The sequence below is a fragment of the Sporolactobacillus nakayamae genome (genome assembly GCF_900113325.1).
GTDB classification, from domain to species: Bacteria; Bacillota; Bacilli; order Bacillales; family Sporolactobacillaceae; genus Sporolactobacillus; species Sporolactobacillus nakayamae.
This window is the reverse complement of sequence record NZ_FOOY01000012.1, coordinates 1-15,416: the sequence shown is the minus strand read 5'-3', so window position 1 is coordinate 15,416 and position 15,416 is coordinate 1. Positions and strand designations below refer to the sequence as shown.

General features: G+C 47.4%; 13 protein-coding genes. All 13 read right to left on the bottom strand.

Going from position 1 to position 15,416, the window contains the following annotated elements; all coding sequences use genetic code 11:
• Positions 1-4 precede the first annotated feature (4 nt).
• On the bottom strand, positions 5-925 hold the full coding sequence (gene hprK, locus BM003_RS09290; protein ID WP_093672553.1) for an HPr(Ser) kinase/phosphatase: 921 nt from the start codon (positions 923-925) through the stop codon (positions 5-7).
• Positions 926-1,347: 422 nt separating this feature from the next.
• Positions 1,348-1,725, bottom strand: a complete 378-nt coding sequence (locus BM003_RS09285) for a phage holin family protein (protein WP_093672396.1) — start codon at positions 1,723-1,725, stop codon at positions 1,348-1,350.
• A gap of 5 nt (positions 1,726-1,730) precedes the next feature.
• The gene (locus tag BM003_RS09280; RefSeq protein ID WP_093672394.1) at positions 1,731-1,922 is read right to left on the bottom strand and encodes a PspC domain-containing protein; all 192 of its coding nucleotides are present in this window, start codon (positions 1,920-1,922) and stop codon (positions 1,731-1,733) included.
• Positions 1,923-2,017: 95 nt separating this feature from the next.
• Positions 2,018-4,912, bottom strand: coding sequence for an excinuclease ABC subunit UvrA (gene uvrA / locus BM003_RS09275; RefSeq protein ID WP_093672392.1), 2,895 nt, complete (start codon positions 4,910-4,912; stop codon positions 2,018-2,020).
• A gap of 7 nt (positions 4,913-4,919) precedes the next feature.
• Positions 4,920-6,890, bottom strand: a complete 1,971-nt coding sequence (gene uvrB, locus BM003_RS09270) for an excinuclease ABC subunit UvrB (protein ID WP_093672390.1) — start codon at positions 6,888-6,890, stop codon at positions 4,920-4,922.
• 248 nt (positions 6,891-7,138) lie between these two features.
• Positions 7,139-7,429, bottom strand: coding sequence for an AbrB/MazE/SpoVT family DNA-binding domain-containing protein (locus BM003_RS09265; protein WP_093672388.1), 291 nt, complete (start codon positions 7,427-7,429; stop codon positions 7,139-7,141).
• A gap of 382 nt (positions 7,430-7,811) precedes the next feature.
• A complete protein-coding gene (locus BM003_RS09260; protein ID WP_093672386.1) occupies positions 7,812-9,011 on the bottom strand; it encodes a PDZ domain-containing protein in 1,200 nt (399 codons plus the stop codon).
• Between the two features lie 641 nt (positions 9,012-9,652).
• Positions 9,653-11,110 carry a S41 family peptidase gene (locus tag BM003_RS09250; RefSeq protein ID WP_093672382.1) on the bottom strand — a complete coding sequence of 486 codons (1,458 nt, stop codon included), beginning with the start codon at positions 11,108-11,110 and terminating at the stop codon, positions 9,653-9,655.
• A gap of 175 nt (positions 11,111-11,285) precedes the next feature.
• On the bottom strand, positions 11,286-12,179 hold the full coding sequence (ftsX, locus tag BM003_RS09245) for a permease-like cell division protein FtsX (RefSeq protein WP_093672380.1): 894 nt from the start codon (positions 12,177-12,179) through the stop codon (positions 11,286-11,288).
• A complete protein-coding gene (ftsE, locus tag BM003_RS09240; RefSeq protein WP_093672378.1) occupies positions 12,169-12,864 on the bottom strand; it encodes a cell division ATP-binding protein FtsE in 696 nt (231 codons plus the stop codon). Before ftsE ends, ftsX begins: the two co-directional genes overlap by 11 nt.
• Positions 12,857-13,063, bottom strand: a complete 207-nt coding sequence (locus tag BM003_RS09235) for a hypothetical protein (RefSeq protein WP_093672376.1) — start codon at positions 13,061-13,063, stop codon at positions 12,857-12,859. Before BM003_RS09235 ends, ftsE begins: the two co-directional genes overlap by 8 nt.
• A gap of 206 nt (positions 13,064-13,269) precedes the next feature.
• On the bottom strand, positions 13,270-14,166 hold the full coding sequence (locus tag BM003_RS09230) for a YitT family protein (protein ID WP_093672374.1): 897 nt from the start codon (positions 14,164-14,166) through the stop codon (positions 13,270-13,272).
• Positions 14,167-14,790: 624 nt separating this feature from the next.
• Positions 14,791-15,276 carry an IS200/IS605 family transposase gene (tnpA, locus tag BM003_RS09225; protein WP_093672372.1) on the bottom strand — a complete coding sequence of 162 codons (486 nt, stop codon included), beginning with the start codon at positions 15,274-15,276 and terminating at the stop codon, positions 14,791-14,793.
• Positions 15,277-15,416 lie beyond the last annotated feature (140 nt).

Sequence of the window (15,416 nt, the reverse complement as noted above, 5' to 3'; positions counted from 1 at the left end):
TTGATTATCGGTCATGCAGACTGTCATTCAATCGATCAGCAAATTGCTGCGCTGCATGATAGCCCATATTCTTCAATCGAAAATTCATCGCCGCAACTTCAATGATCACGGCAAGATTTCGTCCCGGACGTACCGGCAGCACCAATCTCGGAACATCCGTATCAATCAACTTAATTTTTTCTTCATCCAATCCAAGCCGGTCATAAACCTTGTTCTGATCCCAAAGCTCCAAGTGGATCACTAACGAAACCGTTTTATAGTTGCGAACCGCGCCCGCGCCAAATAATGTCATCACATTAATAATGCCGAGTCCGCGAATTTCCAGCAGATGCTGAATCAGTTCCGGCGCGCTGCCGACTAGCTCAGCCTCGCCCTCCTGTCGGATCTCGACCGAATCATCCGCCACAAGGCGATGCCCGCGTTTCACCAGTTCGAGTGCCGTTTCACTCTTGCCGACACCACTGTCACCGGTGATAAGAACACCAACACCGTAAACATCGACAAGAACACCATGCACAGCTGTCATCGGCGCGAGGCGGGATTCCAAGTAGTTGGTGATCATACTGCTCAGCCTTGTCGTCTGCATTTTTGATTGCAGTACGGGCACATGACGTTTGTCCGACGAAATGATAAACTCTTCAGGCACGTCAATTCCGCGCGAAATCACAATGCAGGGTGTCTGCGCGGTGCACAGCTGCGAGGTTCGTTTATACCGTTCATCCATACTCAGCTCATTAAAAAAAGAAAGCTCGGTACGCCCAAGCAGTTGCAGACGTCTCCGTGGATAGTAAGTAAAATAGCCGGCGATTTCAAGTCCGGGACGAGAGATGTCGCTGACAATAATTTCGCGATCCAGTCCCTCTTTACCGCTAACCAGCTTCATATCAAAATGCTCAATAAGCTCATGTACACGCACTTTGTTCATAGGATCAGTTTGCCGCCGGAACCTGTCCGTTTTTCTTTCGTCATCACGCCTCTGATCACTCAGGTGACACGCGTTCGGAAAGCCTAAAGTCCGCCGGGCAAGGGCGTACATACCTGAAAGAGAAAAGGAACCTCCATTTCTTTCTGTCATTGCGCCGGTTTGTCATTCCGACGCTCTTTCAGGTTTATTAGAAAACTTGGCTTCGCCAAACCTCTGACGAAGGCAAAAAAAGCTTTGTTTTTTTTATGCTTTCCTACCAGTGTTCATAAAACCGGGCGAATCACCCGATCACCAGTCACATTTTCTTCATTTTACCACAGATTCATGGCTTGGAAAAATTTAGCGATGGGGCTGAATATCTCTTTAGCTCGAAACAAATTTTCATCTAACTTAACATGTCTTAACACACAAAAGCGGCGCAATTAGTCACGCCGCAAAGGTTTAATAATCAAGTTTTGAATGATCAGCTGGCAAATTGCCATGATAATCGCCACAATCAGCGCACTGCCGAATCCGTCCAGCTGAAACGCCGTCCCCATGATGGTTGATGTCAGCAGCAGCATCAACGCATTAATGACAAAAATAAAGAAGCCTAGGGTCAGCACAGTTGCTGGCAATGAGAGCAAAATAAGTATTGGTCGAATAAATAAATTAAGAAATGACAAAATGAGGCTGGCCGCAAAGGCAGCGCCGACTCCGGAAATCTGTACCATCGTATGAAGATAACCGGCAAGAGTCATTAAGATCACCATGTTAATGATGACGTTAAGCAAGGTCTTCGCAAACCAGTTTTTAAACAAATGCGTCACACTCTCTCTGGAATAATAAGGTAAGCAATAAAATAGCCCAAGATGCCAGGAAACCCAAAGGATACTAAGCATAGAATAACAAACACAAGACGGACAAGCGTCGGATCGATATTAAAATAGTCACCGATGCCTCCTAGTACTCCACCAAGGACCTTGTTGTCTGCAGATCGGTACAATCTTTTCGTCATTAATATCCCCCCCGCCTAATACATCCTATTCCACTATACCCTTTCATCATGCAGGGTAACAAGAAGTTTTTCCCATTTTATGGGGAAACTCTTGTTCACACACGCAGCTGATCGCTCTCTTCAGCCACGAGCTGTTGCGTTTGGAGATGCTTCTCCATCCGCTTATGATCGCGCTCCAGCACCGGTTTCAAATACTTGCCGGTATAGGATTCCTTGGTTTCCGCGACCTCTTCAGGTGTTCCGGTTACGACGATCGTTCCACCGCCGTTGCCGCCTTCCGGACCAAGGTCAATCAAATGATCCGCGCATTTAATCACATCAAGGTTGTGTTCAATAATCAGCACACTGTCGCCGCTGTCGACGAGCGCTTGAAGCACGACCAGCAGGCGAGAAATATCGTCCATATGCAAACCGGTCGTCGGTTCATCCAGAATATAAAGGGCGCGGCCTTTCGTTCTGCGGTAGAGTTGCGAAGCGAGCTTTACACGCTGAGCCTCACCGCCGGAAAGCGTGGTCGCCGGCTGGCCAAGCCGGATATAACCGAGACCGACATCAAACAACGGTTCCAGTCTGCGTTTAATCCGCGGCACATTTTTAAAGAACTCCAAACCTTCCTCAACGGTCATATCGAGTACATCAGCAATTGTTTTGCCTTTATAGGTAACATCAAGAGTCTCACGATTGTAACGTTTGCCATGGCATACCTCACAAGGCACATAGACATCCGGCAAAAAGTGCATTTCAATTTTAATAATGCCGTCGCCGCTGCATGCCTCGCATCGCCCGCCTTTGACGTTGAAGCTGAAGCGGCCTTTTTTATAGCCGCGTACTTTCGCTTCATTGGTCGCCGCGAACACTTCACGAATCATATCAAACACGCCGGTGTAGGTAGCCGGATTCGAACGCGGCGTGCGCCCGATTGGCGCTTGATCGATCTGAATGACGCGATCCAATTCTTTGATTCCTTTAATTTGTTTATATTCGCCGGGGGCGTCGCGGCGCCCATGAAGTTTCTGAGCGAGCGCTTTGAACAGTACCTCATTAACCAGTGTACTTTTTCCTGATCCGGAAACACCGGTTACAACCGTCATAACACCCAATGGGAAACTGACGCTGACATTTTTTAAGTTATTCGCTTTCGCCCCGATGACCTTGATCGCCCGCTTCGTCACTTTTCTGCGCGTCGCGGGAACCGGGATAAACTTGCGACCCGACAAGTATTGTCCGGTCAGCGAATTTTCATCACGCATAATCTCCTCAGGAGTACCCTGCGCTGTGATCCGTCCGCCATGTTCGCCGGCGCCGGGGCCAACATCAATGATGTAATCAGAGGCAAGCATGGTATCCTCATCATGCTCGACGACGATCAATGTGTTCCCGAGATCACGCATTCCAAGCAGCGAGTGGATCAGGCGGTCGTTGTCACGCTGATGAAGACCGATCGAAGGCTCGTCCAATATATAGAGTACACCCATAAGCTGCGATCCGATTTGTGTTGCGAGACGTATTCGCTGCGCCTCACCGCCTGACAGTGTTCCCGCTGCTCGGCCCAAAGTCAGATAATCAAGACCGACGTCAATCAAGAACTGTGTCCTTTGCGTGACTTCACGAAGAATCAATCGAGCAATCGTCTGCTCCTTCTCCGTGAGTTCTAGCCCGTTAAAGAACGAAAGCATTTCTCGAATCGGCATTTCGGTCACTTCACTGATGTGCTTGCCGCCGATTTTCACCGCCAGCGCTTCCGGGCGAAGCCGGTGGCCGTGACACGTCGGGCACGGCTTTTGCATCATATATTCGGACATCTGCTCGCGAATATAATCGGAACTGGTCTCCCTGTATCTACGTCCGATATTGTTGATCACGCCTTCGTAATACATATCTTTATCGCGGACATCGCCAAATTCATTCTCATAATGAAAATGAACCCGCTCCGTTCCCGATCCATATAAGACAAGGCGCAATTTATCCTTTGGCAGCTCGGACACCGGAATATTCATATCGATACCAAAGTGCGCACAGGCAGCCTTGAGCAACTGCGGGTAATATTGCGAGCTCGTCGGTTCCCATGCGAGGATCGCGCCTTCAGCCAGCGTTTTTGAATGGTCGGGGATGACCAGATCGGGATCAACCTCCATGCGTGAACCCAAACCATCACAGTCCGGGCAAGCGCCAAACGGACTGTTAAAGGAAAAAAGTCTCGGCTCAAGTTCACCAATTGAAAAGCCGCAATAGGGGCAGGAATGCTGTTCGGAAAAGAGCAGTTCTTCTCCGCCGATAATATCGACGACCACACGGCCATCGGTCAGTTTGGTCGCCGATTCTAGTGAATCAGCGAGCCGCCCCTCGATGTTCAGCTTCACCACGATACGGTCAATGACCACATCGATGGAATGCTTTTTATTTTTTTCAAGCTTAATTTCTTCAGCAACCTCGCGCATTTCGCCATCGACACGCACGCGTACGTAGCCTTTTTTCTTAATTTCCTCCAGCGTCTTAACATGCGTCCCCTTCCTGCCGGAAATGATTGGCGCAAGTATCTGCAGTTTTGTCCGTTCCGGAAAGGCCATGATTCGGTCGACCATTTGTTCAATCGTCTGTGACGTGATTTCAATGCCGTGCGTTGGACAGAACGGGTGGCCGATTCGCGCGAAAAGCAGGCGCATATAGTCGTAGATTTCCGTTACCGTTCCCACGGTCGAACGAGGATTGTGACTCGTCGTCTTCTGATCAATAGAAATCGCCGGTGACAAGCCTTCGATCGCGTCCACATCAGGTTTGTTCGACTGACCGAGAAATTGGCGCGCATAGGCAGACAGGGACTCAACATAGCGCCGCTGCCCTTCTGCATAGATCGTGTCGAACGCGAGTGACGACTTGCCGGAGCCCGACAACCCGGTAATGACGACCATTTTGTCACGTGGAATCGTGACATTGACATTTTTTAAGTTGTGTTCACGTGCACCTTTAACAACAATGTTTTCAAGTACCATCTGCGCGTTATCCCTCCGCCTTCAGTTCATAGAGTGCGTCTCTTAGCTCAGCCGCACGCTCGAAATCAAGCGACTTAGCCGCCTGCTTCATTTCCTTTTCAATACTTATAATCGCTTTATTGCGCTCATTCTTCGTCAATTTTTGCTTTTTCTTCTTGCCTGAACCATTCGATTTTTCCACATCATGGGTCGCCTTAATTAAATCCGGAATCGACTTTTGGATGGTTGTCGGCGTAATATGGTGTTCCTCATTGAACGCTTTTTGGATCGTACGGCGGCGGGCCGTTTCATCCATTGCCATACGCATTGAATCCGTAATCCGGTCCGCGTACATAATCACGCGCCCATTTGAATTTCGCGCCGCGCGGCCAATCGTTTGGATCAAAGAACGCTCCGAACGAAGGAAGCCTTCCTTATCGGCATCCAGAATCGTGACGAGCGAAACCTCCGGAATATCCAAGCCTTCACGAAGCAAGTTAATGCCGACCAAGACATCAAATTCGCCTCGCCTCAGATTACGAATGATTTCAATCCGATCAAGCGTCTTAACCTCCGAATGCAAGTAATTGACTTTAATGCCCATACCCTTCAGGTAATCCGTCAGGTTCTCCGCCATCTTCTTCGTCAGCGTTGTCACAAGAACACGTTCTTGTTTCTTAATTCGAATATTTATCTCGTCGTACAGGTCGTCAATCTGACCTTTGATCGGGCGAATTTCAATCTCAGGATCAAGCAGCCCTGTCGGCCGGATAATCTGTTCCACCGGTGTTCCCGAGTGCTCCAATTCATAGTCTGCAGGTGTTGCGGAGACATAGACAATTTGGTTGACACGTTCTTCGAATTCCTCGAATTTCAGCGGCCGGTTATCCTTTGCCGAAGGCAGGCGGAACCCATGGTCGACGAGCATATTCTTTCGGGCCTGGTCGCCGTTGTACATTGCGCGAATCTGTGGGAGTGTGGCGTGCGATTCATCAACCATAATTAAGAAATCCTTTGGAAAATAGTCCATGAGCGTGTACGGGGATTCTCCCGGTTTTCGGAACGTCAAATGTCTGGAATAGTTCTCAATGCCTGAGCAGAAACCAACCTCTTCCATCATTTCCAGATCATAGCGCGTGCGCTGTTCAAGCCGCTGCGCTTCCAGCAGCTTTCCGTTTTCGTTAAGTACCTTCAAACGGTCCTCAAGCTCTTTTTGAATATTCACGATCGCTCGTTTCATTTTTTCCTGGCCGGTAACGAAGTGAGAAGCCGGGTAAATGGCCACATGTTCGCGTTCACCGACAAGCTCTCCGGTCATCGGATCCATTTCCGTCAGGCGCTCAATTTCATCACCGAAAAATTCGACGCGAATACAGTGGTCGTCACGCGACGCCGGGAAGATTTCGACAACATCGCCGCGCACCCGAAACGTCCCGCGGGTAAAATTTATGTCGTTGCGCGCGTATTGGATATCGACGAGCTGACGCAGCATTGCGTCACGCTCCTTCACCATGCCCGGTCTGAGTGAGAGCACCATTGACCCGTACTCTTCAGGAGAACCCAAGCCGTAGATGCAGGACACACTGGCGACAATAATCACGTCACGCCGTTCGAATAATGAACTTGTGGCCGAGTGACGCAGCTTGTCAATCTCGTCGTTGATGCTTGAATCTTTTTCAATATAGGTATCTGTCTGCGGAATATAGGCTTCCGGCTGATAGTAATCATAATAGCTGACAAAGTATTCAACCGCATTATTCGGGAAAAATTCCTTGAATTCATTATAGAGCTGTCCGGCAAGCGTTTTATTGTGTGCGATGACCAAGGTCGGCTTATTCACCTGCGCAATGACATTCGACATTGTAAATGTTTTGCCTGTTCCGGTCGCTCCAAGCAAGGTCTGATGCTTTTCACCGCTCTCGATCCCTTTGACGAGCGACCGAATCGCTTCCGGCTGATCGCCTTGCGGTTGATAATGGGACGCAAGCTGAAAATCCATTGTAACGTCCTCCAATCTTTTCTCGTTTTTCTATGAATTACGTGCATTATTTGTCCAAAGTAGAAAAATTGTTTCTTAAATTATAGCATAACTATACAGCAAAAAGCGAACGGACATTCTCAATAGTTTTCATTGCTGCTTACTTGAAAAAAGTATAAACAGGATAACCAGTATGCACTTTTTCTATGATTGAGTGAACTAAAAAAACTCCCATGGCAAATTACCACAGAAGTTCTTTTCGGAATCACTTACGAATTAATATCTTCGCCAATATACTTTTCTATCTCATCGACAATTCCTTTTGCCGCCTTGCGACTCAGAATCAGTTTTCCATTCGCAAGTACCAAATTATCCGGTGACACCTCATTCGTAATCTGGCATGCCATATTAGGCACATATTTTTTGAAGATAATCCGTTCATCTTCAGTGAAGATTTCGAGCGGATCACCCTCCTTAATATTCAAAGTTCTCCTAAGCTCAATCGGAATCACGACACGTCCCAATTCATCAACTTTACGCACAATACCCGTCGATTTCAATTTATAGTTCCCTCCTCTCCATCATATTTAGGCCAAGTCCACAGATGTTATCTATTAATTATACTACCATGATGCATCATATGGCTGTGTAAACGGTTCAATAATGTTACAAAAGTTCACTTTTCTGTACTCGATTTCTAATTCAGTCACTTTTTGACAGGTGCAAGAACGCGCTAAAAGATGATCCGGCAATAAAGAAACTTCCGCGACTAGCAGCACGTGCGTCCTGTAGCGAATTTTCCTAATATTTAACAATCAGTCACAGATTCCGCGTATACTCTGCGGGCAAGTTTAGAGCCTTAGCTTCGTCTTTTTGATGATATACCGATAACTGGGTTCGGCTCTTTCCGTGCTAAATCTATCATACTATTCGAATTGACGTTCAACTATTTGTCTTTTGTTTTATATTCCATTGGTCATTTTCCAGAAAAAGCAAACCGATCTTATAATCGTCATCCTCATGAATCGGGCCTTTCACGAAACGCTGCTCGCCAAAGCGATCAATGACTTCAAGCTTGCAATAAGCCGCATGCTTTTGCAGCGCATCATAGAATTCGAAGACACTTCCGACTTCCTGATCGTTCACGCGCAAGATCTCCTCGCCCGGAATAATACCCAGCCGCGCGCCAAGTGAATGGGGGATCACGCCGATGAGCCGCAGCCCCCTGTTCGGCATGACATAATAAAACGGATGCGTCTCACGCAGGTGATGGTGATACCAAACAAGAACCAAGCGGCTTATGAGTGCAGCCGCACCGCCTATTACGACCAAAATCGGAAGCCTAAGCAGAAAAGCTGCCCCGACAAAAATGGCGCTTATTCCGGACGTCGCCATCATCCAACGTGCCGTTTGATGCACCGCCTGCTTTGGCAGCGAATGCGTGATTAACTGCGCGATCCCCACACCAAGCGGAAAAATTGCAAAGCTGAATGATGTTCCATCAGACACAAACGGCCATGGACCAATCGCCGGAATTACGCCGGTTACAGGGACAAGAAAAAACAGGGGAGCAATCCAAATCTGACAAGCTTCTTGCGCGCCGACCAATCCGCCTCGATTGCCGCTGATGAGACGCGGTGATGTCTGATTCGCCCCCCAAAAGAAGATCAACATTGTTTCGACAAGCAAACCAACAATGAGAAAAACGCCAAAGGAGAGGTAATCAAGCGCATGAATCTCTGCGATCCATCGATTAATCAGTGGATATGGAGTTTGGAATACCGGAATAAAATAAGCTGCGACAAGTGTCAATCCGCCAGCGATGGCAGGTGACAGAAAACGCTGCTGGCAAGTGAGCAGCACAACGAAATACGCGAGTGAAAACAGAACAATCACTCCCGGTGCGAGACTGACTCCGGCCACGATTAGCACCAGCGATCCGATCAGCCCGACAATCAAACTGGGCAAGATACTCGCGAAGATCGTATTAAACATTCCATACGCCTTGACCCGGAACGAACGCCGCTCCCTCCTCACCCGCTGCGCGCTGTAAAGAAACAAAGCCAGCACAAGCAGATACACTATTGGATTCACAAAAAATGTGGCAATGCCCGAAAAAACAAACCCTACGATGTCCGTCATTCTCAATTCCCCCACGACTGATTCCTAACCAAAGACTCCATTCCACCAAAGCCATTCGATCCAATCATCTTGATGTTTTCGACACTATATAGTGAAATTCCTGCTCTGTACTTCTCACTTTAATTATACATGAGGAATGCCGACATAAACCGACGATTCAGGAAATTTTTTACTGCAAAATGCGTCAATCTCGCTATCACAGGAAAAAAGAACTTTTCCATCCTGATCAATGGAAAAGTTCTTCAGCCTATAAAGCCATTTACATGTTATCGAGCGTTTTGCTCGGGTTATCGAGCGCTTTGAAAAGTTTTTCGAGCGTTTCGCCCTGGTTATCGAGCGCTTTGCTCGGGTTATCGAGCGCTTTGCTCGGGTTATCGAGCGCTTTGAAAAGTTTATCGAGCGTTTTGCCCGGGTTATCGAGCGCTTTGAAAAGTTTATCGAGCGTTTCGCTCGGGTTATCGAGCGTTTTGAAAAGTTTATCGAGCGTTTTGCTCGGGTTATCGAGCGCTTTGAAAAGTTTATCGAGCGTTTTGCCCGGGTTATCGAGCGCTTTGAAAAGTTTTTCGAGCGTTTCAGGTTCGGCACCTCATAGACAGAAAACAGGCACCGCCGAAGCAGTGCCTGTTCCCAATCTAGTTTACTTATTTTAGATCTTTCTCAATTACCTTGACTGCGGTGTTCAACTGACGATCATTTTTCTGATTCTTAATCGCCGTCAAGGTTGCCTGCTGCAATGCATCGGCTGTTTTCTGGTTGATCACACCGCTGCTCGGCAACTTTTTATCTTGTTGGAAAGCTTTAACTGCCTGCACAGTCCCGGCACTGTAGTAGCCATCGACGCGACCCGGATTGTGACCGGCCGCCTTCAGCATCTTCTGAGCGTCGGCAATAATCGCGCTTGTTTCATCTGCCTTGAGCGTCTTACCTTTTTTAAGCGTGATCGGTGCGACATAGAAGTAATCCGGCTGCTTCACGTTGATTGTCGGCTTGATGCCCTTTTTGTGAATCCAGTTGGCGTCCGGAGTCAGCCATTTATCCGTCGTCAGCTTCACTTCGCTTTTATCGGAAAGCTCAATGCCCTGCTGAACCGTCCCTTTGCCGAATGACTTGACACCAACCAGCGGATAACCCGCCGCTTCATGGAGCGCACCTGCGAGAATTTCAGACGCAGACGCCGATCCACCGTCAATCAGGGCAGTAATCGGATACTGTTTCTTCTTCTTAAGAGTTGAATAGAACGGCTGTTTCTTGCCGGCACGATCCTCGATTTGTACAATCGGTTTGTCCGACGGCACAAGCAGATTGCCTATTTTCTCAACCGCCTGGAGATAGCCGCCCGGATTGCCGCGCACATCAATGATCAAGCCTTTCATTTGGTCGCCTTCGAGCTTGCTCAGCGCCTTAGTGAATTCCTGATCTGTATTTTCGTTGAACTGCGTAATCGCAATATAACCAATCGATTGGCCATCGCGCTTCAACATCTTGCTCTCAACCGTTCGGATCGGAATCGTATCGCGCTTAATGGCGAACGCCAATTCATCGCTAACCCCCGGCCGTTTGATACCAAGACGGACAACGGTTCCCTTTTTCCCACGGATTTTATTGACCGCTTGATTGATATCAAGGCCATCCGTTGATTTGCCATTGATTTTCACAATCGCATCCTTCGGCTTAAGCCCTGCTCTTTCAGCTGGCGATCCTTTAATCGGAGATACAACAGTGACCTGCTTGCCAACCATCTGGACTTCGGCCCCAATTCCTTGGAAAGACGAAGAAAGTGATTGCGTGAAGTCCGATGCCGTCTTCGCATTCATGTAGCTTGAAAACGGATCGTTTAGCGCTTCAATCATGCCTTTGATTGCACCGTCATACAGATCCGAACTGCTGATCTTCTGAAAATATTTATTCTCAATCAGATCATGGATCGCTTTCACTTTCGCCGTAGCCTTATCCGCCGCAATCGTACCATTTGTAGCCGCAGCAGCGGATTCCTGGCTGCGATTCTGGACAAAGCCAAACACCGCGTAAGAGCCTGCCGCTCCAACGAGCAGTGAGATCGCCATGAGCAAAGCGACCACTTTGCCACTGAACTTTTTCATAAAGAATTGCCTCCTCAATAAACACCGTTTTGCCGCAATAAATCATCACTACGCAAACCGAACATTGCTCTTATCATACAACAATGTCCCATGCATGTCTTGCAGATATCCCTGCGAACCGCCTCACCATCAAGCAAGGTAAGAAAAAAAGCCACCATACGCAGCAGGCGGCTTATTAGACTTTCAAAAATTTTCGTACCGAACTCAGACTGCCCCAAACACCGATCAACGCACCGATACCAATCAGAAGAATGCTCAGGTTCATGGTCATCGTGTGGTATGGAATCAGTTTGATGAACATCTGCTGCAAATTGCCCCCAAGACTATAATAGGCAAAACGGTACACAACCATAACCAAAATGACAGGAATGATTGATCCAAGAACGCCCATGACCAATCCCTCAATGAAATAGGGCCAGCGGACAAATGCGTTTGTCGCACCGACAAGCTTCATAATTTCAATCTCGCGGCGACGCGCGACAATCGTCAGCTTAATCGTATTGGCAATCAAGAATACCGAGGTAAACAGCAAGCCGATAATTAATACAATACCCACGTTTCTCGCGATATTGATGAATTTGAACAGCTTCTCAACCGTCCCTTTTCCGTAGCGCACATCCGTGACATTCGGAAGATTTTTCACCACATTCGCGACATGTATCGTTTGTTCCGGTTTCTTCGTTTTTAAAATAAATGCGTTCGGAAGCGGATTCTCTTTCTGAAGATCCGAAAAGCTTTTTTTATCATTGCCAAGGCTTTCCATCAAACTGTTCAAGCCTTCCTTTTTTGACTGGAAGCGAACGGACTGAACATGCTTGATTCCCTTCAAATCATTCTTCAAAGCGGTTTGCTGCGGCTGCGTTATCGACTGATCAAGATAGACACGCACCTCGACGTCGCTTTCAATGTCGCCGGCGATCTTATTTAAGTTGAACATGACCATCAAGAATAGACCGACAAGCACGAGCGACACAGTAACCGCACTCACCGAAGCGAATGTCATCCACCCGTTTCGTCCGAGACTCTTAAAGCTTTCATTGATGTGTCTTCGCAAAGTTCTAATCTTCATAGCCGTAGTCACCTTCCTGCTGATCACGCACAATCATACCGCCTTCAAGTGCCAAAACTCTGTGCCTGATTTTGTTAACAATTTCCCTGTTGTGGGTCGCCATAACAATCGTCGTCCCCTGCTCGTTGATCCGTCTGAACACATCCATAATCTGCCAAGACGTCTCCGGATCAAGGTTCCCTGTCGGTTCATCGGCAATCAGCACAGGCGGGCGGTTGCAAATCGAGCGCGCGATCGACACACGCTGCTGCTCGCCGCCGGAGAGCTGATCGGGAAATGAGCGCATCTTATGCTTCAGCCCAACCAGATCAAGCACCTCCATCACGCGACGTTTAATCTGCCGCGGATGCTCCTCAATAACCTCCAACGCGAACGCGACGTTTTCATAGACCGTCAGCTTCGGAAGCAGCCGGAAATCCTGGAACACAATTCCAATTTTACGGCGGAAATACGGCACCTGCCGCTCTCTCAAATTCGCGATGTTCTTATTATTAATGAAAATCTTTCCACGCGTAGGCTTTAATTCTCTAATCACCATTTTTATAAAAGTCGACTTTCCCGCGCCACTTGGGCCGACGATGTAGACAAATTCACCTTGTTTAACAGACAGATCAATACCGTTCAGCGCCATAACCCCGTTCGGATAGGCCTTCCAGACATTTTGCATCAAAATAACGTCATCCATAAAGTTCCTTCCCCCAAAGTCCTTTTTCTCCACATTTTGTCGTAAAACCAAAAAATCTGTCCGATAATACATTTCTATGTAAACCATTCGCATCAAACGCAAGAATGAGAGGGTTGGCATGACCAGAAGCAAGTCCCGAATCAACCAATACCAAGAATCCCATCCCCACGCGCGCCGAATGATACTGCCAATCAATCATTCACCATTATACCATCCAAACCCAACGAACTACCTATGAAAATTATTACATTTCAATTTCAAAACAGACACGCAAATGCAAAAATCCCGTCGAAAAATGTTTGATTCTGTGATTGCACACTAATGGCGACGTTCGGTGCCGCTCAGCAAGGTTTCGTGCGAATCTCTTATTCTGCGAAGAAAAGCGGGCCTTCGCCCCGCTTCTCCTCACGTTCTTTGATAGAATCCTTTACCGAATACCTCAGTCGCATTGGTGATAATGAAGAAAGAATCGGAGTCAATCGATCGGACAAGCTGCTTCAGATGGGTCAGCTCGCCCTGCGACACGACCGTCATCAGCATCGGACGGTCGTCACCTGTGTAGCCGCCTTGGCTGGTGATACGCGTCACGCCGCGATCAATTTCGTCAAGAATTGCTTGGCGCATCGCCTCTTCCTTATCCGAAATGATCAGCGCCATCTTTTCCGTGTTGAAGCCGAGCTGCACCACATCAATCATTTTTGCAGTCAAATAGATACTGATCAGTGCATAAAGTGCCGCTTCAAGCGACATGAAGAACGCAGAGGTAATCACAATCAACCCGTCCAAAATTGAGACGCATATACCGATTGACAGACCGCTGAATTTCTGTATGATTTGCCCGGCGAGCGCGGTTCCCCCGGTTGATCCGCGGCCACGGAACACAATACCTAAACCGATTCCGGTGCCGATACCGCCGAACAGCGCGCCAAGCAGCGGACTGTCTGTCGCCGCCGGCATTCCGGCCGTAAGAAATATAGAGAGCGGCAGCATGACTGTGCCGAGCAAGGTTTTCATCGCATAATCCGCGTAACCGAAACTGCGGCCGAGAATGAGCAGCCCGATAATGAAAATCGGCACGTTCAATCCCCAAAGCACATAAGACGGCACCCAGCCAAGTGTCCAGTGAAGCACAATACTGATCCCGGCAACACCCCCAGAGGCGATATGCGTCGGCAGCATAAACACATTAAACGTGATTCCAACGATAAAAGATCCGATGATGACCAATATATAGTCCATAACTAACGCCGTCTTGCCACGGGACGGCGCAACATGCTTGTCTCTTTTTTTTATTAAATGCATCCATAAGCTCCTTTTTCTAAGTACAAACTAGTCGAATGCTCTTATTCTAATTCATCCGCAATAAAACGGTCAATTCACGACCGCGCAATTTTCCTCAAGAAATAAGAGAAACTGGACAAAAAGCGCACGGTCCTTTACTCCAAATGCCGTTTTGAAAAATCAACCTTGTGCTTGAACAGACATTTCGGCTGCGCGTTCTTTGAAAAAAGAATGCCGCTCGTCCGCCTTATTGGTCTTTAATTAAACCCGGCGAGAGTAAAAATAAGCGGAGATTTTCCGGTTAGTTACATCATGGCGCTTGTTTCACTGGTAAATAAGGGTAATTTTTCCGCTTATCCACGGAAAATCCCTCCATTTTCACGTTTTTCGATGCGATAAGCGGAATTTCTCCGTCTATTTAAGCTATTTTTTCGTTCATTTTGCAAATAAGCGGAATTTCTCCGTCTATTTCTCAGATTGGGCGTTAGCCTGAAGCTGATACTCTCTTAGCTTAAAATCAAAACCACCCGTGTGAACGGGTGGTTTGCTCTGCGGCTGAAAGCCTTTGTTACTGGCCAGCCCTTAAAAGGGCACCGAGGCGTCCGCCAACCGCACTACTTCCCCGGCACCCCTAAAGGGTGACTTCTACTTTTTCTTTTTTGAGCGTTTGACCTCTTCTCCGGTAAACGGATCAATATGTTCAAACATGCTTAGTTGCTCTGCGACTACATCCTCTTGTATCTGATTACGAATGTATTCTGCAATCACTTTCTTATTTCTTCCTACTGTATCCACATAATATCCCTTGCACCAAAATTTTCGATTTCCATATCGATATTTTAAGTTCGCATGTCGATCAAAGATCATTAAACTGCTTTTTCCTTTGAGATAGCCGATAAAAGATGCAACGCTTATCTTAGGCGGTATACTGACCATCATGTGAATGTGATCTTTACATGCTTGGGCTTCGATAATTTCTACACCTTTTCGTTCACTTAACTGTCTTAAAATCATGCCTATATCTTGTTTTAACTTTCCATAGATAATTTGTCTCCGATACTTTGGTGCAAAAACAACATGATACTTACAATTCCATTTTGTATGTGCTAAACTGTTAACATCAGATGGCATAAAAGAGTCTCCCTTTGGCTGATAAATTTGGTTGGCGAACCAAAATTTATCTTAACACGAAGTGAGGCTTTTTTTGATACATCGCTTGAAGCTCTCCGGAACCCTAGGCATAGCCTAGGGTTTTCAAAACATGAATAAAA